Origin of the sequence: Janthinobacterium sp. NKUCC08_JDC, assembly GCF_019345575.1 — a bacterium.
GTDB classification, from domain to species: domain Bacteria; phylum Pseudomonadota; class Gammaproteobacteria; order Burkholderiales; family Burkholderiaceae_D; genus Janthinobacterium; species Janthinobacterium aestuarii.
The window spans coordinates 400,246-422,087 of sequence record NZ_JAHKQW010000003.1; the positions used below are offsets into that span (position 1 = coordinate 400,246).

Genomic DNA, 21,842 nt, shown 5'->3' on the forward strand with positions numbered 1-21,842 from the left:
TGCGTGCCGGGCGACCGGCTTACATATTCGGATAGTTCGGCCCGCCGCCGCCTTCCGGTGTCACCCACACGATGTTCTGCGTCGGGTCCTTGATGTCGCAGGTTTTACAGTGCACGCAGTTTTGCGCATTGATCTGCAGGCGTTCGGCGCCGTCGTCGTTCTTTACGAACTCGTACACGCCGGCGGGACAGTAACGCGCTTCCGGCCCCGCATACGTGGCCAGGTTGACGTCGACGGGCACGCTGGCGTTCTTCAACGTCAGGTGGATGGGCTGGTCTTCCGCGTGGTTCGTGTTCGAGATGAACACGGACGACATCTTGTCGAAGGTCAGCTTGCCATCGGGTTTCGGATACACGATCTTTTTCGACTGGGCTGCCGGTTTCAGGCATTCGTGGTCGCCATGCGAGTGGTGCAGGGTCCACGGCGCCTTGCCGCGGAAGATCAGCTGGTCGATGCCCGTCATCAGGCTGCCCAGGTACAGACCTTTCGACAGCCATGGCTTGACGTTGCGCGCCACGTGCAGCTCTTCATGCAGCCAGGATTTTTCAAAGGCGACAGGGTAGCTCGTCAGTTCGTCGTGCTGGCGCTGTTCGCCCAGCGCGCCAAACGCCGCGTCCGCCGCCAGCATGCCGCTCTTGATGGCCGCGTGGCTGCCCTTGATGCGGCTCATGTTCAAAAAGCCCGCATCGCAGCCGATCAGCGCGCCGCCGGCAAACACCAGTTTCGGCAACGATTGCAGGCCGCCGGCCGCGATCGCGCGCGCGCCGTAGGAAATACGCTTGCCGCCTTCGAAGAACTTGCGGATTTCCGGATGCGTCTTGTAGCGCTGGAATTCCTCGTACGGCGACAAATACGGGTTTTCGTAGTTCAGGCCCACCACGTAGCCCACCATCACCTGGTTGTTTTCCAGGTGGTACAGGAAGGAGCCGCCATAGGTTTTCGTGTCCAGCGGCCAGCCGCTCGAGTGGATTACCAGGCCAGGCTTGTGCTGGGCCGGGTCGATTTCCCACAATTCCTTGATGCCGATGCCGTACGATTGCGGATCCTTGCCGGCGTTCAAGTCATACTTGGCCATCAATTGCTTGCCCAGGTGGCCGCGCGCGCCTTCGGCGAACAGCGTGTACTTGGCGTGCAATTCCATGCCCAGCTGGAAGTCGGGACCGGGCTCGCCATCGCGCTTGACGCCCATATTGCCGGTCGCTACACCTTTCACGGAGCCGTCGTCGTTGTAGAGGATTTCCGCGGCAGGGAAGCCGGGGAAGATTTCCACGCCCAGGTTTTCCGCCTGCTGGCCCATCCAGCGCACCACATTGCCCAGCGAGACGATGTAGTTGCCGTGGTTTTCAAAGCAGGCCGGCACGGCGAAGCCTGGCGTTTTATACGCTTTCGTTTCGGTCAGGAACAGGATGCGGTCTTCCGTCACTTCCGTGTTCAGGGGCGCGCCCAGTTCTTTCCAGTTCGGTATCAGTTCGGTCAGCGCTTTCGGGTCCATGATGGCGCCCGACAGGATATGCGCGCCCAGTTCGCCGCCTTTTTCCAGCACGCAGACGGACACTTCCTGGCTTTTTTCAGCGGCCAGCTGCTTCAGGCGGATCGCCGCGGCCAAGCCTGCGGGGCCACCGCCGACGATCACCACGTCATACTCCATGGTTTCGCGCGGTCCGTACTGTTCAACTAAGTTATTAGGCTGTGTCATGGTCTCGATTGTCAGTCACTCAATTAGGTAGCAAGGATAGGGAATAAAGCATCATCGGGGAAATTTAAGCACGAGTGTGCTTGTTTTTGGCGAGGATTGCAACTTTGGCGCCATTTTGCGTGACATTGCCCCTCGCCGCAATCTAAATCCGGCCATTTTGTGTAATGATGGCGTTTACTTTTGCTCGAGTGCGCTGCGGGGGAATTTGCCCGATTGCCATAGGCACGGCGTAAAGTGTTGTCTAAAATAAAACAGGAGTAGCTCGTGGGCATAGAAGTCAATTTCGAGGGCAAGATTGCCCTGATTACCGGCGCATCGAGCGGCCTCGGCGCGCGCTTTGCAAAAGTGCTGGCCCAGGCCGGCGCACAGGTGGTGCTGGCGTCGCGCCGCACCGAACGCCTGAAGGAATTGCGCGCTGAAATCGAAGCGGACGGCGGCGCCGCGCACGTGGTGTCGCTCGACGTGACCGACTTCGCCAGCATCAAGTCGGCCATCGCGCATGCGGAAACGGAAGCGGGCCCCATCGATATCCTCGTCAATAATTCCGGTGTCTCCACCACGCAACGCTTGGTCGACGTCACGCCCGAAGATTACTCGTTCGTGATGGACACCAATCTGCGCGGTTCGTTCTTCGTGGCCCAGCAAACGGCCAAGCGCATGATCGCGCGCGCCAAGGGCGACCCGAAGAAACAGCACCGCATCATCAATATCGCTTCGATGGCGGGCTTGCAGGTGTTGCCGCAGATCGGCGTGTATTGCATGAGCAAGGCGGGCATGGTGCATATGACGCGCGCCATGGCCGTGGAGTGGGGCAAATACGGCATCAACACGAACGCCATCTGCCCCGGCTACATTTCCACGGAAATCAACGAAGATTATTTCGCCACCGAGCAGGGCAAGAAGCTGATCGAAATGCTGCCGAATAAACGTCCGGGCAAGCCGGAAGACCTCGACGGCCTGCTGCTGCTGCTGGCGGGCGAGGATTCGCATTTCATCAACGGCGCCATCATTTCCGCTGACGGTGGCATGAGTACCTTCTAGCGCTGCAGCTGCAGTCCCACCAGCTTGTGCACGAGCTCCGATGATGTCGATGCAGCGAACTTGCGCATCAGCTTGGCGCGGTGCATTTCCACCGTGCGGGGGCTGAGGTCGATTTGGCGGGCGATGACCTTGCTGGTCTTGCCCTCCACCAGCAGGGCGGCGATTTCGCGTTCGCGCGGAGTCAGTTCCGCCGTCACGGGACGTTTCTCGCTGACATCCTCGAACGTCCAGATGCCCGGCCCCAGCGGTTCCTGCGGCAGCATGGCGTGGCCCGTGACGTGGCACCAGAACAATTCCCCATTACTGCGGCGCATGATGCGCTCGTCCGAATAGCGTCCCCTGGCGTTCATGATGGGGATGATGCGGTCACCGGTGCGCAGGAATTCGTCGTGCGTGGGGTAGAGTACTTCGAACGACTGGTCGTCCAGCTGGGCGCGCGCATAGCCGAACATGGCCGCCAGCGCTTCGTTGCAGCTACGCATGATACGGTTTTCCGACATGCACATGCCCACGGGCGCGTGCAGGAAGATGCTTTCATAATCGATGGCTGACGCGGCGTTCATCTGATACGTATCACTCTCACAGGGGGATTGCCGGCACGGCGCCGGTAGTTCTACGGTATTGTACTTTCCACTCGCGTATTTTATGCTGAGTCGCTGCCTGAGTCATGGACTCAAGACCAAAGCTTAACAAAAGATAGAGGGACACCCATGAATAAAGTTTATCCTGACGCCGCCTCGGCGCTGGCCGGTATCGTCCAAGATGGCCAGACCATCGCCGTCGGCGGCTTCGGCCTGTGCGGCATTCCCGAAGCCCTGATCGGCGCCTTGCGCGATTCGGGCGTGACGGGCCTGACCGCCATTTCGAATAACGCGGGCGTGGACGGCTTCGGCCTGGGCCAGCTCTTGACCACGCGCCAGATCAAGAAGATGATCGCCTCCTACGTGGGTGAAAACAAGGAATTCGCGCGCCAGTACCTGGCCGGCGAACTGGAACTGGAATTCACGCCGCAAGGCACCCTGGCCGAAAAACTGCGCGCCGGCGGCGCCGGCATCCCGGCCTTCTTTACCAAGACGGGCGTGGGCACCATCGTTGCCGACGGCAAGGAGCTCCGCGAATTCGACGGCGAGCAATATGTGATGGAACGCAGCCTCGTGGCCGACGTGGCGCTGGTCAAAGCCTACATGGCCGACCGCGCGGGCAATTTGGTCTACCGCAAAACGGCGCGCAATTTCAACCCGAACGTGGCCATGGCCGGCAAGATCACCATCGTCGAAGTGGAAAAACTGGTCGAAGTGGGCGAGATCGATCCGGACCAGGTCCACACGCCGAGCATCTTCGTGCACCGCATCGTGGTCAACGCGAACCCGGAAAAACGCATCGAGCAGCGCACCGTGCGCAGCGAAGCATAAAACAGAATACGGAGATTACTATGGCTTGGACACGTGACGAAATGGCCGCGCGCGCGGCAAAGGAATTGCAGGATGGCTTTTATGTGAACCTGGGCATCGGCTTGCCGACCCTGGTCGCCAACTATGTGCCGGACAACATCGAAGTATTCCTGCAGTCGGAAAACGGGTTATTGGGCATCGGCCCGTTCCCCACCGACGCGGAAGTCGATGCCGACCTGATCAACGCCGGCAAGCAGACGGTGACGGCCTTGCCAGGCGCCGCCTACTTCAGCTCGGCCGATTCCTTCGGCATGATCCGCGGCGGCAAGATCAACCTGGCCATCCTGGGCGCCATGCAAGTGTCGGAAAAGGGCGATCTGGCGAACTGGATGATTCCAGGCAAGATGGTCAAGGGCATGGGCGGCGCGATGGACCTCGTCGCCGGCGTCAAGCGCGTTGTCGTGCTGATGGAACACGTGGCCACGGCCAAGGATGGCACGACGTCGCACAAGCTGCTGAAACAGTGCGACTTGCCGCTGACGGGCGTGGGCGTGGTCGACGTCATCATCAGCGACCTGGGCGTGATCGACGTGACGGAAAACGGTCTGAAGCTGGTGGAACTGGCGCCGGGCGTGACCAAGGAGCAAGTGCAGGCGGCCACGGGCGCGGAACTGGACGTCTCCGCCGTGTAAGCCAGGCGTAGCGTCGTATCGAAGCAGGGCGGACAGCGATGTCCGCCCTTTTTTATGCGCTTGCCTTGCCGCGCAATGCGTCCAGGCTGTAGGCGCCAGCGCCCGCTGCCGCGAAGTACAGGAAAGTGAAGCAATACATCACGGCCATTTCGCCGCCGTTCAGGATCGGCAGGAAACCGGCCGGCGCGTGCGCCATGAAATAGGCAGCCGCCATCTGGCCCGACAGGATGAAGGCGACGGGGCGCGTGAACAGGCCCACCAGCAGCAAGCTGCCGCCGACCAGCTCGATGACGCCGGCCGCGCCCATCACGGAAAACAGTTGCAAGCCGTCGAACATGGCCACGTGCGGCGCGCCGAACAGCTTGGCCGTGCCGTGTTGCAGGAAGAGAAAGCCGAGGATGATGCGCAGCAGGCCCAGCAGGCGTGGGCTCCAGGTGGCGTAAAAGGCGGGCGAGAGGGACATGCGTGCTCCATTCAAAAGTGAGGATGGTTCGGTGTCAGGCTTGCATTAACGCAATGTCATTATGCGGGAGCTTGACGGCGAACAGGTGACAGTACTGTAATGGTTTTTCATTCATTGATCATCGTGCTAAATATTGATGCATAATTTACTGCGTGTTGATGATGCGAGAATCCCAGGCGCAATGAAAAAAGCCCCGCAGATCGCTCTGCGGGGCTTTCAATGGTGAGTAGTACGGCTTACTTGACGATATTTACGGCCGGGGCGACATACGCGTCGTCCGTCGGGTGGGTGGGGTGGGCCAGCTCGCTGTGCAGCTTGTCCATGTCCAGTTCTTTTTCCCATTTCGACACGACGATGGTGGCCACGCCGTTGCCGACAAAATTCGTCAGCGCGCGGCATTCGCTCATGAAGCGGTCGATGCCCAGGATCAGCGCCATGCCGGCCACAGGGATCGTCGGCACCACGGCCAGGGTCGCGGCCAAGGTAATGAAGCCGGCGCCCGTGATGCCGGACGCGCCTTTCGAGGTCAGCATCGCCACGCCCAGGATGGTCAGCTCTTGCCAGATGGTCAGTTCCGTGTTGGTGGCTTGTGCCACGAACAGGGCGGCCATGGTCATGTAGATATTGGTGCCGTCCAGATTGAACGAGTAGCCGGTCGGCACGACCAGGCCGACGACCGGCTTGGAGCAGCCCAGGCGCTCAAGTTTTTTCATCAGGGCCGGCAGGGCCGATTCCGACGAGCTGGTACCGAGCACGATCAGCAGTTCTTCCTTGATGTACAGCAGGAAGCGGCCGATCGAGAAGCCCGTGTACTTGGCGATCAGACCCAGCACGACGAAGACGAACAGGAAGCAGGTCAGGTAGAACGAGCCCATCAGTTTAGCCAGCGGAATCAGCGAAGCCAGGCCGTATTTACCGATGGTAAAGGCCATCGCACCGAACGCGCCGATGGGAGCGACTTTCATGATGATGTTGACCATGCCGAAGATGGCATGCGACAGTTCGTCGATCAGCTTGGTAACGGGACGGCCGCGTTCGCCCAGCAGGGACAGCGAAAAGCCGAACAGGATGGCGATCAAGAGCACTTGCAGGATGTCGCCCTTGGCGAAGGCGTCAACGAAGGTCTTCGGGATGATGTTCATCACGAAGTCGATGGTCGACATGCCTTCGGCGTGCGTGTATTGCGCGATCGACTTGGCGTCGAGGTGGGCCGGATCAGCGTTGAAGCCGGCGCCCGGTTTGAGGATGTTAGCAACCAGCAAGCCGATGGCCAGCGCGAAGGTGGAAACCACTTCAAAGTACAGCAGCGCCTTGCCGCCCACTCGGCCGATTTTCTTGACGTCCTGCATGCCAGCGATGCCGGAGACCACGGTACAGAAGATCACCGGGGCGATGATCATCTTGATCAGTTTGATAAAGCCGTCGCCCAGCGGTTTCATGTCGACGGCGTTCGATGGGTAGAACACCCCCAGCAGCACGCCGGCCACGATGGCGAACAGCACCTGTACATACAGGATTTTATAGAATGGTTTTTTCACGAGTGGTCTCCTCTTGCGGGTTGATGCTGCGATCATCCGCGCATTGCCAGGCCGGCTCAATTGTGGATAACCGCAGATATGCATTTTCGCTATATCGGGTATTGCGCCATGGCGAGCGTGCCAGTAGTGTGCTGCGGCGCAGCATTTCAGCCGCGCGCTTGGAGCATTGCCCGCGCTGCGCTACACTGCCGTAGCGTCGCGCGCGAGGCAACCGGCAAATCGCCGGTTTCTTTATTTTTTACTACCAAATAACGACGCCGGACAAAACCGTAGCTCCGGTGTTATAAGGAATCGCATGATCGAAGCGAGCATCAAATCCGTGCAGTGCATCTCCCCCGCAGGCTTGCATACCATGTCGTACAAGGAGTGGGGCGCTGCCGATAATCCGAACGTGCTCGTCTGCGCCCATGGCGTGACGCGCGTGGCGGACGACTTCGACAACCTGGCGCGCGCCATGGCCAGCGATTACCGCGTGATCTGCCCCGACGTGGTGGGCCGCGGGCGCTCGGGCTGGCTGGCCAATCCCCAGTTCTACCGCGTGCCGCAATATGTGAGCGACATGGTGACCCTGCTGGCGCGCGTGCTGGCCAATGGCGAGCGCCAGACGGTGGACTGGTTCGGCACGTCGATGGGCGGCTTGATCGGCCTGGGCCTGGCATCGCTGCCGCACAGCCCGATCAGCAAGCTGGTCCTGAACGATATCGGCCCGACCCTGGCGCCCGAAGCCTTGCAGCGCATCGGCGACTACATCGGCCAGGACTTGCGTTTCGAGACGTTCGAGCAGGGCGCCAAGTTCGTGCGCGACGTGTCCGCCAGCTTCGGCCCGCACACGGATGCGGAATGGCATAAACTGGCGGTGGATGTGTTGCGGCAAGATAAGGATGGCCACTGGCGCCGCCACTATGATATGGGACTGGCCATGCCGTTCCGCTCGGCCACGCCGGAATCGGCGGCCAGCGACGAAGCCATGCTGTGGGCCGCATATGATGCCGTGCGCTGCCCCACCTTGCTGGTGCGCGGCTCGGAATCCGATCTGCTGTCGCACGAAACGGCCACGCGCATGCTCGGTCGCGGCCCGAAGGCGGAACTGGTGGAAATCGCCGGCGTGGGCCATGCGCCCACTTTCGTCCACGACGACCAGATCGCCATCGCCCGCAAATTTTTGCTGGGCAAGTAACACAGGTAATACGCTGTACAGATTTTGAAACAACCGAAAGAAGAAGCATGGAAATTACACGACTGCACGTAGGCAAACGCCTCTCCGAAGTAGCGATACACAACAACACCATCTACCTGGCTGGCCAGATCGCCGAAGACACCACGCAAGGCATCGTCGGCCAGACGCGCGAAGTGCTGGGCCACGTCGACCGTTTGCTGATGGAAGCGGGCAGCGACAAGACTTGCATCCTGTCGTGCCAGATCTACATCGCCGACATGAAGGATTTCCCCGGCATGAATGAAGTGTGGGATGACTGGGTCGCCTCCGGCCACACGCCGCCGCGCGCCACGGTGGAAGCGAAGCTGGCCAATCCGGCATGCCTGGTTGAAATCGTCGTCATCGCTGCAGAACGTTAAGTTTTCAAGTTGTTCAGTCATTAAGTTTAAAGGTAATACATGGTTTCCATCTCGGCCCCGAATAGCGCCACATCGGAACAACTGGTAGAGGGCTTGAGTGCGCCGGACTGCGCGCGCGTGCTGGACGCGCTCGCGTATGCCACCGAAGCATATGGCGACAAGCAGACCTTTGCCGGCCGCTCCGCGCTGGAGTTCGCCATCGGCGTGGCCACCACCCTGGCTTTCCTGCGCAGCGATGCGGAAACGCGCATCGCCGGCCTGATGTTCGAGCTGACCTTGCTGGAACCCGATACGGCGGCCGACATCGAACCCCGCTTCGGCAAGCAGGTGTGCGACCTGGCAACCGGCGTGCGCCAGCTGATCCGCTTGCGCGCGCTGACTCAGGCGCAGCACGGCAGCGCTGGCGGGCGCGGCAAGAATGCGGCGCAGCAAGCCGTGGCCCAGGTGGAAACCTTGCGCAAGATGTTGCTGGCGATGGCTTCCGACATGCGTGTCGTGCTGGTGCGCCTGGCCGCCTGCGTGACGACCTTGCGTTACTTTGCCGACTTGAAGCTGTTCAACGAAATGACGTGTGAATACGGCAAGGAAACCCTGGACCTGTACGCGCCGCTGGCCAATCGCCTCGGTATCTGGCAGCTGAAGTGGGAACTGGAAGACTTGTCGTTCCGCTTCATCGAACCGGAAGCGTATAAACGCATCGCCAAGATGCTGGAAGAAAAGCGCATGATGCGCGAGGGCTTCGTGTCCTCGGCGATTTTGCGCCTGCAGACGGAACTGGCTTCGGCCGGTATCCAGGCCGAAGTATTTGGCCGCCCGAAACACATTTACAGCATCTGGAACAAGATGCGCGGCAAGGAGCTCGATTTCACGGCCCTGTACGACGTGCGCGCCTTCCGCGTCATCGTTGCCGACGTGAAAACCTGCTACACGGTCCTGGGCGTGGTTCACAATATCTGGACCCCCATCCCGAAAGAATTCGACGATTACATTTCACGGCCGAAACCGAACGGTTACCAGTCGCTGCACACGGTGGTGACCGCCGAAGATGGCCGTCCGCTGGAAGTGCAAATCCGCACCAATGAAATGCACAGCTTTGCCGAATACGGTGTGGCCGCGCACTGGCGCTACAAGGAAGAGGGCGGCTCGAACTTTGCCGGCCAGAAATACGACGAAAAGATCGCCTGGCTGCGCCAGCTGCTGGCCTGGAAAACGGAGGTGGCCGACGCCGTCGTGGGCCAGGAAGAAATCCAGCGCGAGTGGGTGGAAAAGTTGAAATCCGCCACCCTGGATGACCGCATCTTCGTCATGACGCCGCAAGCGCGCGTGCTGGAATTGCCCGTGGGTGCCACGCCCGTCGATTTTGCCTATCACCTGCACACGGACGTGGGCCACCGCTGCCGCGGCGCCAAGGTCGACGGCATCATGGTGCCCTTGAATACCCAGCTGAAAAACGGCCAGACCTGCGAAATCATCACGGCCAAGGGCGCGCCGGGCACGGCCGGGCCGTCGCGCGACTGGCTCAGCGCCGGCTACGCCGTCAGCACGCGCACGCGCTCGAAAATCCGCGCCTGGTTCCACGCGATCGACATGCAGGAAACCCTGGCCCACGGCCGCGCGCTGGTGGAAAAATCGTTGCAGCGCGAAGGCAAGACGGCCGTCAATCTGGAAGCGCTGGCGCAAAAGCTGGGCTTTGCGAAAGTCGACGAGCTGTTCCTGTCGGTGGGCAAGGATGAATTCAGCCTGCGCCACGTGGAGCAGGCGCTGCACGACAATGGCGAAGTGGTGGTGCCGGAAGACGCCGTGCTCGTCGGCAAAAGCCGCGCTTCCAGCGTGGAACAGGGCGCCAAGTCCGGCGTGCTGGTGGTGGGCACGGAAGGCTTGATGACCGTGCTGGCCAAGTGCTGCAAGCCGGCGCCGCCGGACAGCATCGTCGGTTTCGTCACGCGCGGCAAGGGCGTGTCGATCCACCGCGCCACCTGCAAGAATTTCGAGGAAATGCGCGCCAAGTCGCCCGAGCGCGTGATCTTCACGGAGTGGGGCAGCACGGGCGGACACGACACCGTGTATCCGGTCGACATCTTCATTCTTGCCGGCGACCGTCAGGGCTTGCTGCGCGACATCTCCGAAATCTTTTCGCGCGAAAAAATCAACGTCATCGGCGTCAACACCCAAAGCGCCAAGGGCCAGGCCCGCATGACGTTTACGGCCGAGATCAGTTCGACGGCGCAGCTGTTGAAGGCGCTGAATGTGATCAAGGATGTCAGTGGCGTGCTTGAGGCTCGGCGTAGCTAGTCTTTGCACCCCAAGGACAGATGCTGGGGTCGTACCCCGAGGGTACGACCCCAGTCCTTGCTAGTGGGTTTTGTCACCCGCATGCAACCCCGCCATCGCCGCCGTCTCCGGCTGCAGAGTGATGTGGTCTATCCCATGCTTACTCAGTAACATCTTCTTGATCGCCCGCAATACCTTCGGCCAATGGTCGAGGTGTTCGATTTCCACGTGGCCGATCAGGGCCGGCTGGCCGGGCGACATGTCCCATACGTGCAGGTCGTGCACGGAAATCACGCCGTCCACCTCTTCCACGTCCGCGCCCACCTGGATGTAGTCGATGTGCATGGGCACGCCTTCCATCAGGAAGTGGTACGACTCTTTCAATACCCCGAACGTGGATTTCAGGATCAGCAGGGACACCAGCACGGACAGCAGCGGGTCGATCTGCATCCAGCCCGTAAAGTAAATCACGGCGCCGGCCACGATGGCGGCGACCGAGCCGAGCAAATCGCCCATCACGTGAACAAGGGCGGCGCGCGTGTTCACGCTTTGCTTGTCTTTCGACAAGACCCACGCCACCACCAGGTTGATCGCCAGGCCGATGAAGGCGACGATGAAGACCATGCCGCCTTGCACGGTTTGCGGGGCGGAAAAGCGCAGCACGGCTTCATAGCAGATCCAGCCCACGACGCACAGCATGGCCAGGCCATTGACGAAGGCGGCCAGCGCTTCGGCGCGGCCAAAGCCGAACGAGTGGCGTGGCGACGGCGGGCGGCGCGCGATGAGCTGCGCCAGCAGGGCCAGGCCCAGCGCGGCCGCGTCCGTGACCATGTGGCCCGCATCGGAAATCAGGGCCAGCGAATTGGACAGGAAACCGGCGATGACCTCGATGCCGGCAAACGACAGGGTCAGCCCCAGCGCCCACGCGAGGATGCTCTGGCTGCGCCCCTCGAATGAGTGGGTGTGCTTGGCGTCGCCTTTCAGGTGGGCGTGCAAATGGGTGGCGTCGTGTTCGGTGTTGTCGTGCGTGGGATGCATGGAATGCTTTGTGGAATGATCTTGTCGTCAGTGTAATTGAAAAGCAACAAAACAGTCGGCGCGTAAAAAAACCTGCAGGCCGCGAGGCACTGCAGGTTTTACCTGGAGCAAATAAATTTTACTGTGCCGCCGTCTCGCCAAACTTTCCTTCACGGAAATCCTCTACGGCCTGGAACACTTCCGCCTGGGTATTCATGACGAACGGGCCGTACTGCGCGATCGGTTCATTCAAGGGCTGGCCGGCGACGAGGATCACGCGGCCGCCTTCGGGCGCCTCGATGCGCACGCCGTCGCTGCCCGGCGTGTTGGCAAAGATCGCCATGCGCAGGGCGGGCACGGCCTTGCCGTCGACCTGCACTTCGCCACGAAACGTGTAGATGAAAGCATTATGGCCTGGCGGCAAGGGTTGCTCGAAGCTGGCACCGGCCGGCAAGTCGATATCGAGGTACAACGGTTCCGTCAGTTCGCGCTGCACGGCGCCCGTCACGCCATGGCTCTCGCCGGCGATCACTTGCACGGCCACGCCAGCGTCCGTCGTGTAGCGGGGGATCTCGCTGCTCGTGAAATCGCGGTACCACGGCGTGCGCATCTTGTCGCGCGCGGGCAGGTTCAGCCACAGCTGAAAACCTTCCATCACGCCTTCTTCCTGCTCCGGCATCTCCGAGTGGATCACGCCGCTGCCGGCCGTCATCCATTGCACGCCGCCCGACGTCAGCAAGCCTTCGTTGCCCGCGCTGTCCTTGTGGCGCATGCGCCCCGTGATCATGTACGAGACCGTTTCAAAGCCGCGGTGCGGATGCTCGGGGAAGCCGGCGATATAGTCGTTCGGCTTGTCGCTGGCAAAGTTATCAAGCATCAGGAACGGGTCGAGACGGCGCTGCAACTGCTGGGTCAGCACGCGGTTGATCTTCACGCCAGCGCCATCCATGACGGCCTGGCCGGCGATCACGCGCTCGACGGCGCGTGGCTTGTTGACGGTGGTGGTATCGCTCATTGTGTTCTCCTGTTTGGGGTCAGACCCGCCGGAACTCGGCGTCCCCGTCTGACCCCTTGTTGCGGCAGTCAGCTATTACACCAGGATCGCGTTGATCTCGGCGTCCGCCTGGGCTTGCGCCTTGGCCACGGCTTCCGGACCCATGCCCATGCCTTCCGAATACACGTATTGCACGTCGGTCATGCCCAGGAAGCCGAACATGGTGTTCAGGTAAGGCACCTGGCTATCGTTGGCGCTGTCGCGGTGCAAGCCGCCGCGGGACAGGCCCACATAGACTTTCTTGCCGCTCAGCAGGCCAACTGGGCCGTTTTCCGTGTACTTGAAGGTGACGTTGGCGCGGGCAATTGCGTCGAACCAGCTTTTCAGTTGCACGGTGATGCCGAAGTTGTACATCGGCGCGCCGATGACGATCACGTCAGCCGCTTGCACTTGCGCAATCAGCGCGTCGTCCAGGGCGATGCGGGCCGCTTGCTCCGGCGTGCGTTTGTCGGCCGGCGTGAACAGCGCTTGCAGGGTCGGTTCGTCGAGCACGGGGTGCGGTGCGGCAGCCAGGTCGCGGCGGACGAGGGCGGCACCAGGGTTGGCCGCTTCTACGCGGGCGACGATGGCGTCAGCCAGGCGGGTCGAGGCGGAACCGGTGCTGCGGGCGCTGGAATTGATTTGCAGGATGTTCATCTTGTTTTCTCCGTTGTGAGGTGTCTTGCGATGGATGAACTATAGCAATTCCAAAATTGATGCGGAAGCCGTTAAAATGGATAAAATTAATCCATAAATGGAACAATCGAGTGTAAAGGTCAACATATGGATATCGATCCCGGAGATTTGCTGCTGTTTGCCAGAGTCGTCGAATGCGGCAGTTTCAGTCGCGCCGCCGTGCGCGTGGACTTGCCCAAATCGACCCTGTCGCGGCGCATCTCGCTGCTGGAAGCGAAGTTGGGCGAACGATTGCTGCTGCGCACGACGCGCAAGCTGGCGCTGACGGAGTTTGGCGCCAGCCTGCTCGAGCATGCGCGCAAGGTGGTCGAGGAAACGGAGGCGGCCGGCGCCCTGGCACAGCACCGCCAGGCGGGGCCCAGCGGCTTGCTGCGCATTTCCATGCCGGCCGATTTCGGCGACACCCTGATGCGCCAGGTGCTTGCCGAGTTCGTGCGCCGCTATCCGGCCATTTCGCTGGAACTGGACTTGTCGGCGCGCCGCGTGGATTTATTGGAAGAGAACTTCGACCTGGCCATCCGCATGGGCAATTTGCCCGACGACGCCAGCCTGTCAGCGCGCCGCGTGGCGTTCAGCACCCTGGCGTTGTATGCCTCGCCGAAATACACGAGCGTGCACGGCTTGCCCGAGCATCCCGACGATCTGTACGGCCACGATCTGCTCAGCTTGCCGCGCGCCGTGCATGGCCTCGTGCACTGGACTTTGATCCGAGGCAAGACGACGTGGGAGCGCGATCTGCCCGTGCGCCTGTTGGCCAATTCGCCGGAATTGCTGGTGCGCATGGCGTGCACGGGCGTGGGCATCGCAGCCAGCACGGACCGCTTTGCCAAGGCCTATGTGGCGACGGGGGAATTGGTGCGCGTGCTGCCGGAGTGGTGTTTCCCGCTGGTCACGGGCTGGGCCGTGTTTCCCGGCCGGCGGCTGATGCCGGCCAAGACGCGCGCGTTCCTGGACTTGATGGAAGAAATGTACAAGACCGACGCGCCCGTGTAGGCGCGCGTCCCGTTGGCTTACTTGGGCAGGTTGCCCATGACTTCGCCCAGCTGCACGGGGCCGGCCGGTTGCCAGCTGGCGTTGAATTGCACGGTGTCTTTCGGGAACAGCATGACGACGGTGGAACCGAGCAGGAAGCGGCCCAGTTCTTCGCCCTGTTTCAGCACGACATTGTCGTTCGCATAGCTCCAGTCGCGCACCTGGCCCGTGCGGGGCGGGTTGACGACGCCGTGCCAGACGGTGGCCATGCTGCCGACGATGGTGGCGCCGACCAATGTCATGACGAAGGGGCCGTTGGCCGTGTCGAATACGCAGACGACGCGCTCGTTGCGGGCGAACAGGCCGGGAATGCCGCGCGCCGTCGTCGGGTTGACGGAAAACAATTCACCGGGCACATAGATCATGCGCGTCAGACGGCCGTCGCACGGCATGTGGATGCGGTGGTAGTCGCGCGGGCTCAGGTACAGATTGGCGAAGCTGCCGTGTTCGAACTGGGCCGCCAGGGACGCGTCGCCGCCGACCAGGGCCGTGGTGCTGAAGTTATGGCCCTTGGCCTGGAAGATCTGGTCCTTGTTGATCGTGCCGAACTGGCTGATGCGGCCATCGACGGGGCAGATGTAGTCGGCCTGGGCCAGCGGACGGGCATCGGGGCGCAGCGCGCGCGTGAAAAAGTCGTTGAAGCTAGTGTAGTGCGTGATGTCCGGGTCCAGCGCCTCATCCATGTTGACGTTGTAGCGGCCGACGAACCAGCGGATCAAACGCGTGGTCATGGCGCCGCCTTTGGCGCCGGCGATCCGGCCGGCAAAGTTGGTCAACGCTCCTTTTGGAAGCAGATATTGAGGCAGGACGGCAAGACGGTCAGACACGATGGGAAGCCTTTGACGGGATGATGGGAACAATGGTGAAAACGCATTATAGCGGCGATGTGGCGCGCAATGATATGCGCCGTATGCAAGGGTGCGTATCGCAGTCCGCCGCCGAATTTAATTTGCTGTAAGAAATATTTTCGGGAAACTGCGCCACTCGGAAAAAATTGCAGCACAATACGGCGGCCTGTTTTTTAGCTTTTAGCCATTTTTATTCAGCCAACTTTTTTTCAGCCAGGTCATGATGCCACGCCGTTGCCTCCGCCTTACCGTCCTTTGTTCAGCCGTTTTACTTGCCTGGAATGCCCAGGCCCAGCAATCTGAAGCGCCAGCCGACACGGCCGCTGCCGCCACCACTGCGCCGCCGAAGGCTGAAAAGCCCGCCGCACCGGCCATGCAAACCGTCGAAGTCAAGGGCAGCGGCTACGATCCGCGCCGCGACGATACGGCCAGCAAGATGGTCGTGGGCAGCGAGGAAATCCTCAAGTATGGCGACACGAATGTCACCGACGTGCTCAAACGCTTGCCCGGCATTACCGTCTCCGGCGCGGCCGGACGCTCGGGAGGCGAAATCCGCATGCGCGGGCTGGGTAGCGGCTACACGCAGATACTGCTCAATGGCGAGCGGGCGCCGGCCGGTTTCTCGCTCGACACCCTGTCGCCGGACGTGATCGAACGCATCGAGATTCTGCATGCGGCCAGCGCCGAATACAGCACGCAGTCGATCGCCGGCACCATCAATGTGGTGCTCAAGAAAGCCGTGAAGACGGCGCAGCGCGAGCTCAAGCTGGGCGTGCAGGGCAGCGACGTGAGCTTCTCGCCCAGCGTCAACGTGCAGCTGTCCGACCGCGACGGCAATTTCTCGTATTCACTGGCCGGCTCGCTGTTCCGCTACGACTACCATTACGACAATCCCGGCCTGGAACTGGGCTACGCGCCCGATGGCCGGCAAAACCTGCTGCGCCGCACGAATGGCACGGGCGATGGCCGTCCGGAAGGCATCAATCTGTCGCCGCGCCTGAACTGGGTGCTGGCCAATGGCGACAATGTGACGGCGCAATTCTTTTTCAATGGCGGGCGCTCGAATCACCGCAACTTCAGCCGGGCCGAAACGGAGCAGGGCGTGCGCCCCGACTACGACACCAATACGGGCAGCTCAAGCAACCACAACGCCTTCGGCCGCAGCGACCTGACGTGGATGCACAAGCTGGCCGGCGGCGCCAAACTGGAACTGAAAATCGGCGCCTCGGCCGCACGCAATACGTCCGACAGTCTGCAGCAAGGCTTTGTCGATGGCAGCGACCTGGCGCTTGAACGCAAGGTGGGCGTGAAGGCGACGGAAAACGGCGTCAGTTCGACGGGTAAATATTCGTCGCCCTTGCTGCCCGGCCATGCCTTGTCGATGGGCTGGGACGGCGCCTACACGGAGCGCGACGAAACGCGCCGGCAGCGCGAAGCGGCACTGGCTGCCTTGGGCGCGCGTCCGCCCGTCAACAGCGACGAAGGTTTCGACGCCACCATCAAGCGCCTGGCCCTGTTTGTGCAGGATGACTGGGAAATCACGCCGCGCTGGTCCATGTATGCGGGCGTACGCTGGGAAGGCATCGATACTCGCAGCGCGGGCGATACCTATGACGAAGTGAACCAGCGCACCAGCGTGTGGAGCCCGCTGCTGCAAACCCTGTGGAAGTTGCCCGATACCAAGGGCGACCAGCTACGTCTGGCCCTGACGCGCACCTACAAGGCGCAACCCACGGCAAGCCTGATACCGCGCCGCAATACCTCGACCAACAATAGCCAGACTGACCCTGACCGCGAAGGCAATCCCTACCTGAAACCGGAGCTGGCGCTGGGCATCGACGCCTCGTACGAGCACTACTGGGCTGAAGGCGCATTGCTCAGCGCGCGCGCCTCGGCCCGCCGTATCGATGGCTATACGCGCCAGGGTTTGCTATTCATCAATGACCGCTGGGTATCGACGCCCGTCAACGATGGCCGCGCCAATACTCAGACATTGGAACTGGAAGCGAAGTTCCCGCTGCGCGCCGTGATGGCCGCGCCCGTGCCAGCCATCGACTTGCGCGCCAGTATCAGCCGCAACTGGTCGCAGGTGGACCAGGTGCCGGGACCGAACAACCGGCTCGACCAGCAAACGCCCGTCAGCGGCAACTTCGGTCTCGACTACAAGACGCCAGATGGCGTCTTGACCACAGGCGGCAGCTTCAACTTCCGTAATGGCGGCCCCGTGCGCATCACCGAGCGCCAGAGCGCCTACACCTCGCCGCGGCGCGACGTCGACATTTATGCGCTGTGGAAATTCGATGCAAAGAACCAGCTGCGTCTGGCCGTGTCGAACTTGCTGGCGCAAGACTTCGAAAGCACCACCACGTATGCGGACGCCAGCGGCACGATAGCCCGCAACAGTATTTCGCCGAGTTCGCCGCAGGCGCGCGCGACCCTGGAAATGAAGTTCTGAGCGCGCTGTTTCTATACTGAAAACCCCGGCCGGCATCCCCGCTGGCCTATAATCTCGGCAATTGCGCGCACGGTCAGTCCGTGCGCGCCACCTTTTACTTTGCCAAGATTGCTTTCCCCATGACGTTTTTCTCCCTCGGCCTGATCGATCCCCTGGTCCGCAAACTTGACGAGCTCGGCTATGCCAAGCCCACGCCCGTGCAGGCGCAAGCGATTCCTGCCGTGCTGGCCGGGCGCGACCTGATGGCCGCCGCCCAGACGGGTACGGGCAAGACGGCCGGTTTCGCCGTGCCGCTGCTGCAGCGCCTGACATTGGAAGGCGTGGTGGCGCCCCAGTGCGTGCGCGTGCTGGTGCTCGTGCCCACGCGCGAACTGGCCGAGCAAGTCTATGCCAGCTTCCGCAGCTATGGCGGCAACTTGCCGCTGCGCAGCTTTGTCGCGTATGGCGGCGTGCCCATCGAGCCGCAGATCAGCAAATTGCGCAAGGGCCTCGACGTGCTGGTGGCCACGCCGGGCCGTTTGCTGGACTTGCAGACGCAGGGCGCCGTCAAGTTCGAGCAAGTGCAAACCCTGGTGCTGGACGAGGCCGACCGCATGCTGGATCTGGGCTTCGAGCGCGAGCTCGATATATTGCTGATGACCATGCCCAAGCAGCGCCAGACACTGCTGTTCTCGGCCACCTTCTCGGACGCCATCCGCGCCATGGCGAAAACCATGCTGAAGGATCCCGTCTCGGTGGAGGTGAGCGCGCGCAACAGCACGGTCAAGGCCGTCAAGCAATCGGTGATCGTGTGCGACAAGAAACGCAAGCCGGAACTGTTTTTGCACTTGCTGAAGAAAAAGCGCTGGGGCCAGGTCCTGGTCTTCGTCAAGACGCGCAAGGGTGTCGAGCTGCTGGTAAACACCTTGCTGGAGCAGGGTGTGCGCGCCGATTCGATTCACGGCGACAAGACGCAGCCGAACCGCCTGCGCGCGCTGGCCCGCTTCAAATCCGCCGAAGTGCAAGTGCTGGTGGCTACCGACGTGGCCGCCCGTGGCCTCGATATCGACCAATTGCCCGTCGTCGTCAATTTCGACTTGCCCACCGTGGCGGAAGACTATATCCACCGCATCGGCCGCACGGGCCGCGCGGGCGCTTCGGGCGAAGCGATCTCGCTCGTCTGCGCCGACGAGGTGGAATTGCTGTCGGCCATCGAAGCGCTGACGCGGCAAACCCTGAAACGCAATGAGGAAGCCGGTTTCGAGGCCGAGCACCGCGTGCCGGGCACGTCCGCCGGCGGCACGATCCAGAAAAAGGCCGTGAAAGTGCTGGCGCCGAAGGCGGCGGAGCGAGCCAAGAAAAGGCGCTTCTACAAATAACCGGCGCAGTTAAGCTGACAAGGCAAAGCGCGCTGCACGGATATGCCATTCGTGCCATCATGCGCCATGACCTCGATACCTTTGTTCCCGCTCAATACGGTGCTGTATCCCGACGGCTATCTGCCCCTGCAGATCTTCGAGGTACGCTATCTGGACATGATACGTCAGTGCATCATGGGCGAGCAGCCGTTCGGCGTGGTGCAACTGCTGGACGGTGCGGAAGTGCGCAAGCCGGGCCAGCAAGAGACCCTGGCGCCCGTGGGCACCCTGGCGCGCGTCGTCGACTGGGCCGCGCCCCTGTCGGGCTTGCTGCAAATCAAATGCATGGGCATGCAGCGCTTCCACATCGTCTCCAGCGAACAACTGAAGCACGGCTTGTGGATGGCGCAGGTCGACACCTTGGCGCCCGATAAAGCCATCCCCATCCCGCAAGAGCAGCAGAACGTGGCCGACGCGCTCGGCGCCCTGATCCGTACCTTGCAGGAGCAAAAGATCCCGCCCGATCAGATGCCCCTGCAGCCGCCATACCGCCTCGACGAGTGCGGCTGGGTGGCGAACCGCTGGTGCGAACTGTTGTCCTTGAGCGCCATGCAAAAACAGCTATTGCTGAGCCAGGACAATCCCGTGCTGCGCCTGGAACTGGTGCAGGATATGCTCACGGAAAATGGTCTGCTCGAAGAGTAAAACATCCCAAGCCGCATGTTTGCACAACGTTCTGTTGTGCAATTGCAATCACTATTGAGAAATACTTTACGCTTTGCCGCCGCTGGCATAAGATAATGCCCCTGGGCAAGATTGCCCTGGGCAACATTCAAGAGCACACGACATGGCAAAAGTAAGCGCGGAACAGATCAATGCGGCAATGGAAGCGATGGCCGGCGAAGGCCAGTCCATCACGGTGCGCGCCTTGCGCGAACGGCTGGGCAACGGCGCCTGTCTGGGCACCATCAGCAAGCTCTTGCAGCGCCGCAAGGCCGGTGCGCAGCGCCAGATCGCTGCCGCCGCCGAACTGTCGCCCGTGCTGCAGCAAGCCATCCTCGATTATGTAGGACAGGAATTAAGCGCCAGCCACAGCGCGCATGAAGCCGAGATGAACGACAATCAACAGGAATTGATGGACCTGGCCAGCGAGAATGAGCGCCAGCAAGAACTGCTCGACCTGCAGGCGGGCGAGCTGGAAACCTTGCGCGAGGAACTCGAGCGCGAGCGGCAAGTGGCGAACCAGGCCCGCACGGACCTGGCCAAGGCGCAGCTGCGCCTGGAAGGCTTGCCGCGCCTGGAAGAGGCGGCAGAGCAGGCCCGCATGGACCTGGCCAAAGCGCAATTCAAGCTCGAAGGCATCCCCCGTCTGGAAGAGGCCGCCGAAGCGGCGCGCGCGGAACTGATCCAGGCCCAGCTGAAGCTGGAAAGCCTGACACGCGTGGAAACGGAACTGGCGGCCGCGCGCCTGGAACTGGAAGCGGAACGCGAAGAGCTGGGCGAAACGCGCGCCGAGCTGGACGAAGAGCGCACCTTGCGCATCAAGGCGCAGCAGTTCATCGTGGATCCCATCTTCAAAACCCCAGTCTGAGGACGCCTGACCAAACCTGCTGCGCGTCGTCCCTGAGCTGACGCTTCTTATAGTGTTAGTCGGCGCACTGAATCGTGTTACCAGGCGCGGCAAAATAGTTCAGTGATCCGGGCGCGAAAGGGGCAGGCATGGAAACGCTGATCGTCATGGGGGCCTCGGTGGGCGGCGTAAGCGCGCTGTCCACCATCTTCGCCACCTTGCCGGCGGACCTGCCCGCGGCAATCCTGGCCGTCATGCATGTGGGGGCGCGCAACAGCGTGCTGCCAGAGATCCTCGGCAAAACCTCCGCCTTGCCCGTGCGCTTTGCCGAAGAGCGCGAACCCGTGCGCGCGGGACGCATCCTGCTGGCGCCGCCAGACCGGCACATGCTCGTTGCCAACCTGGCCGGCCAGGCGATGGTCGAGCTGACCCGGGGTCCGAAGGAAAACCATACGCGTCCCGCCATCGATCCCCTGTTTCGCAGTGCCGCCGCCGCTTTTGGGCCGAAGGTGGTGGGCGTGGTTCTCAGCGGCTACCTCGACGATGGCACGGCGGGCTTGCAGGCCATCAAGGCCTGCGGCGGCAAGGCGCTGGTGCAGGAGCCGCAGGACGCGGTGGCGCCGTCCATGCCGCAAAGCGCGATCGACCATGCCGGAGTGGACTGGTGCCTGCCGTCCACCGAGATCGGGCCGGCCCTGCTGGCGCTGGCCAGCGGCGCGCCGGCGCCAGCCGTCGCTGCACAGTCCTTGCCGTCCGTGCCCCAGTGGGTTGCCGTGGAAAACCGTTTTGCGCGGGGAGTGGGAAATATGGAGCAACTGGAAAAAATTGCCACGCCATCGACGTTCACCTGTCCCGAATGCCAGGGCACGCTGTGGGAGCTGCATGGCCAGAAGCCGCAGCGTTTTCGCTGCCATACGGGTCACAGTTTTACGGCGCAGACGCTTGGCGAGTTGCAGCATGAAAAGGCGGAAGACGCCATCTGGGCCGCTGTCAGGGCGCTGCAGGAAAAAGAAAAACTGTACCTGAACCTGGCCGCCAAGGCCCAGGCCTGGTTGCATCCGGGCACGGCCAGCGAGTATGCAGCCAAGGCGCGCCAGGCAGGCGAGCAGGCCGATATGCTGAAACGGGCCTTGCTGGCTTAAAATAGCGCACTGTCGCGCCATGCCGCGCGGCGCCTGATCGCAAAG

At 61.8% G+C, this 21,842-nt stretch carries 20 protein-coding genes; 12 read left to right on the top strand and 8 right to left on the bottom strand.

Annotation, left to right across the window (positions count from 1 at the left end):
* Positions 1–19: 19 nt before the first annotated feature.
* Complete coding sequence (locus KO538_RS11740; protein WP_175444538.1) at positions 20–1,696, bottom strand: electron transfer flavoprotein-ubiquinone oxidoreductase; 1,677 nt, start codon at positions 1,694–1,696, stop codon at positions 20–22.
* Positions 1,697–1,960: 264 nt separating this feature from the next.
* Between KO538_RS11740 and KO538_RS11745 the strand changes: the two genes are divergently transcribed.
* Entirely contained in the window at positions 1,961–2,737 is a 777-nt protein-coding gene (locus KO538_RS11745; RefSeq protein WP_034752351.1) for an SDR family oxidoreductase, read from the top strand.
* Here the strand turns inward: KO538_RS11745 and KO538_RS11750 are convergent.
* Positions 2,734–3,300: a PAS and helix-turn-helix domain-containing protein gene (locus KO538_RS11750; protein ID WP_034752350.1), complete on the bottom strand. Its 567-nt coding sequence runs from the start codon at positions 3,298–3,300 to the stop codon at positions 2,734–2,736. The genes KO538_RS11745 and KO538_RS11750 overlap by 4 nt on opposite strands.
* A 147-nt stretch (positions 3,301–3,447) precedes the next feature.
* Here KO538_RS11750 and KO538_RS11755 point away from each other — a divergent pair, with 147 nt between their 5' ends.
* Positions 3,448–4,149 carry a CoA transferase subunit A gene (locus tag KO538_RS11755; protein WP_219328394.1) on the top strand — a complete coding sequence of 234 codons (702 nt, stop codon included), beginning with the start codon at positions 3,448–3,450 and terminating at the stop codon, positions 4,147–4,149.
* Between the two features lie 20 nt (positions 4,150–4,169).
* Entirely contained in the window at positions 4,170–4,820 is a 651-nt protein-coding gene (locus KO538_RS11760) for a CoA transferase subunit B (RefSeq protein ID WP_072454554.1), read from the top strand.
* A gap of 52 nt (positions 4,821–4,872) precedes the next feature.
* On the opposite strand, the gene KO538_RS11765 is transcribed toward KO538_RS11760, so the two are convergent.
* Both KO538_RS11765 and KO538_RS11770 read right to left on the bottom strand, forming a co-directional pair.
* A complete protein-coding gene (locus tag KO538_RS11765; protein ID WP_219328395.1) occupies positions 4,873–5,283 on the bottom strand; it encodes a DoxX family protein in 411 nt (136 codons plus the stop codon).
* Between the two features lie 236 nt (positions 5,284–5,519).
* Positions 5,520–6,857, bottom strand: coding sequence for a dicarboxylate/amino acid:cation symporter (locus KO538_RS11770; RefSeq protein ID WP_235194238.1), 1,338 nt, complete (start codon positions 6,855–6,857; stop codon positions 5,520–5,522).
* Positions 6,858–7,116: 259 nt separating this feature from the next.
* Between KO538_RS11770 and KO538_RS11775 the strand changes: the two genes are divergently transcribed.
* Genes KO538_RS11775 through KO538_RS11785 form a run of 3 tightly spaced genes read left to right on the top strand, consistent with a single transcriptional unit; the run spans position 7,117 to position 10,688 of the window.
* Positions 7,117–7,998 carry an alpha/beta fold hydrolase gene (locus tag KO538_RS11775; protein ID WP_219328396.1) on the top strand — a complete coding sequence of 294 codons (882 nt, stop codon included), beginning with the start codon at positions 7,117–7,119 and terminating at the stop codon, positions 7,996–7,998.
* A 47-nt stretch (positions 7,999–8,045) separates the two neighbouring features.
* Positions 8,046–8,396 carry a RidA family protein gene (locus KO538_RS11780; protein WP_034752339.1) on the top strand — a complete coding sequence of 117 codons (351 nt, stop codon included), beginning with the start codon at positions 8,046–8,048 and terminating at the stop codon, positions 8,394–8,396.
* A gap of 39 nt (positions 8,397–8,435) precedes the next feature.
* Complete coding sequence (locus KO538_RS11785) at positions 8,436–10,688, top strand: bifunctional (p)ppGpp synthetase/guanosine-3',5'-bis(diphosphate) 3'-pyrophosphohydrolase (RefSeq protein ID WP_034752338.1); 2,253 nt, start codon at positions 8,436–8,438, stop codon at positions 10,686–10,688.
* Positions 10,689–10,748: 60 nt separating this feature from the next.
* Here KO538_RS11785 and KO538_RS11790 read toward each other — a convergent pair whose 3' ends face one another.
* The 3 genes from KO538_RS11790 to KO538_RS11800 all read right to left on the bottom strand — a co-directional run bounded on the left by KO538_RS11790 (position 10,749) and on the right by KO538_RS11800 (position 13,374).
* Entirely contained in the window at positions 10,749–11,705 is a 957-nt protein-coding gene (locus tag KO538_RS11790; protein ID WP_219328397.1) for a cation diffusion facilitator family transporter, read from the bottom strand.
* A gap of 118 nt (positions 11,706–11,823) precedes the next feature.
* Positions 11,824–12,699 (bottom strand): pirin family protein, encoded by an 876-nt coding sequence (locus tag KO538_RS11795; RefSeq protein WP_219328398.1) that lies wholly within the window; start codon positions 12,697–12,699, stop codon positions 11,824–11,826.
* Positions 12,700–12,774: 75 nt separating this feature from the next.
* Positions 12,775–13,374: an FMN-dependent NADH-azoreductase gene (locus KO538_RS11800; RefSeq protein WP_034752334.1), complete on the bottom strand. Its 600-nt coding sequence runs from the start codon at positions 13,372–13,374 to the stop codon at positions 12,775–12,777.
* A gap of 126 nt (positions 13,375–13,500) precedes the next feature.
* Here KO538_RS11800 and KO538_RS11805 point away from each other — a divergent pair, with 126 nt between their 5' ends.
* Positions 13,501–14,406: a LysR family transcriptional regulator gene (locus KO538_RS11805; protein WP_219328399.1), complete on the top strand. Its 906-nt coding sequence runs from the start codon at positions 13,501–13,503 to the stop codon at positions 14,404–14,406.
* Between the two features lie 17 nt (positions 14,407–14,423).
* Here the strand turns inward: KO538_RS11805 and asd are convergent, their stop codons facing one another.
* Positions 14,424–15,272 (bottom strand): archaetidylserine decarboxylase, encoded by an 849-nt coding sequence (gene asd / locus KO538_RS11810; RefSeq protein WP_219328400.1) that lies wholly within the window; start codon positions 15,270–15,272, stop codon positions 14,424–14,426.
* A gap of 394 nt (positions 15,273–15,666) precedes the next feature.
* Here asd and KO538_RS11815 point away from each other — a divergent pair, with 394 nt between their 5' ends.
* The 5 genes from KO538_RS11815 to KO538_RS11835 all read left to right on the top strand — a co-directional run bounded on the left by KO538_RS11815 (position 15,667) and on the right by KO538_RS11835 (position 21,797).
* Complete coding sequence (locus tag KO538_RS11815; RefSeq protein WP_257620305.1) at positions 15,667–17,748, top strand: TonB-dependent siderophore receptor; 2,082 nt, start codon at positions 15,667–15,669, stop codon at positions 17,746–17,748.
* Between the two features lie 119 nt (positions 17,749–17,867).
* Entirely contained in the window at positions 17,868–19,106 is a 1,239-nt protein-coding gene (locus KO538_RS11820; protein WP_219328401.1) for a DEAD/DEAH box helicase, read from the top strand.
* Positions 19,107–19,172: 66 nt separating this feature from the next.
* The gene (locus KO538_RS11825) at positions 19,173–19,790 is read left to right on the top strand and encodes an LON peptidase substrate-binding domain-containing protein (RefSeq protein ID WP_219328402.1); all 618 of its coding nucleotides are present in this window, start codon (positions 19,173–19,175) and stop codon (positions 19,788–19,790) included.
* A gap of 142 nt (positions 19,791–19,932) precedes the next feature.
* Complete coding sequence (locus KO538_RS11830; protein WP_034752328.1) at positions 19,933–20,676, top strand: DNA-binding protein; 744 nt, start codon at positions 19,933–19,935, stop codon at positions 20,674–20,676.
* A gap of 128 nt (positions 20,677–20,804) precedes the next feature.
* Positions 20,805–21,797: a chemotaxis protein CheB gene (locus tag KO538_RS11835; RefSeq protein WP_219328403.1), complete on the top strand. Its 993-nt coding sequence runs from the start codon at positions 20,805–20,807 to the stop codon at positions 21,795–21,797.
* Positions 21,798–21,842 lie beyond the last annotated feature (45 nt).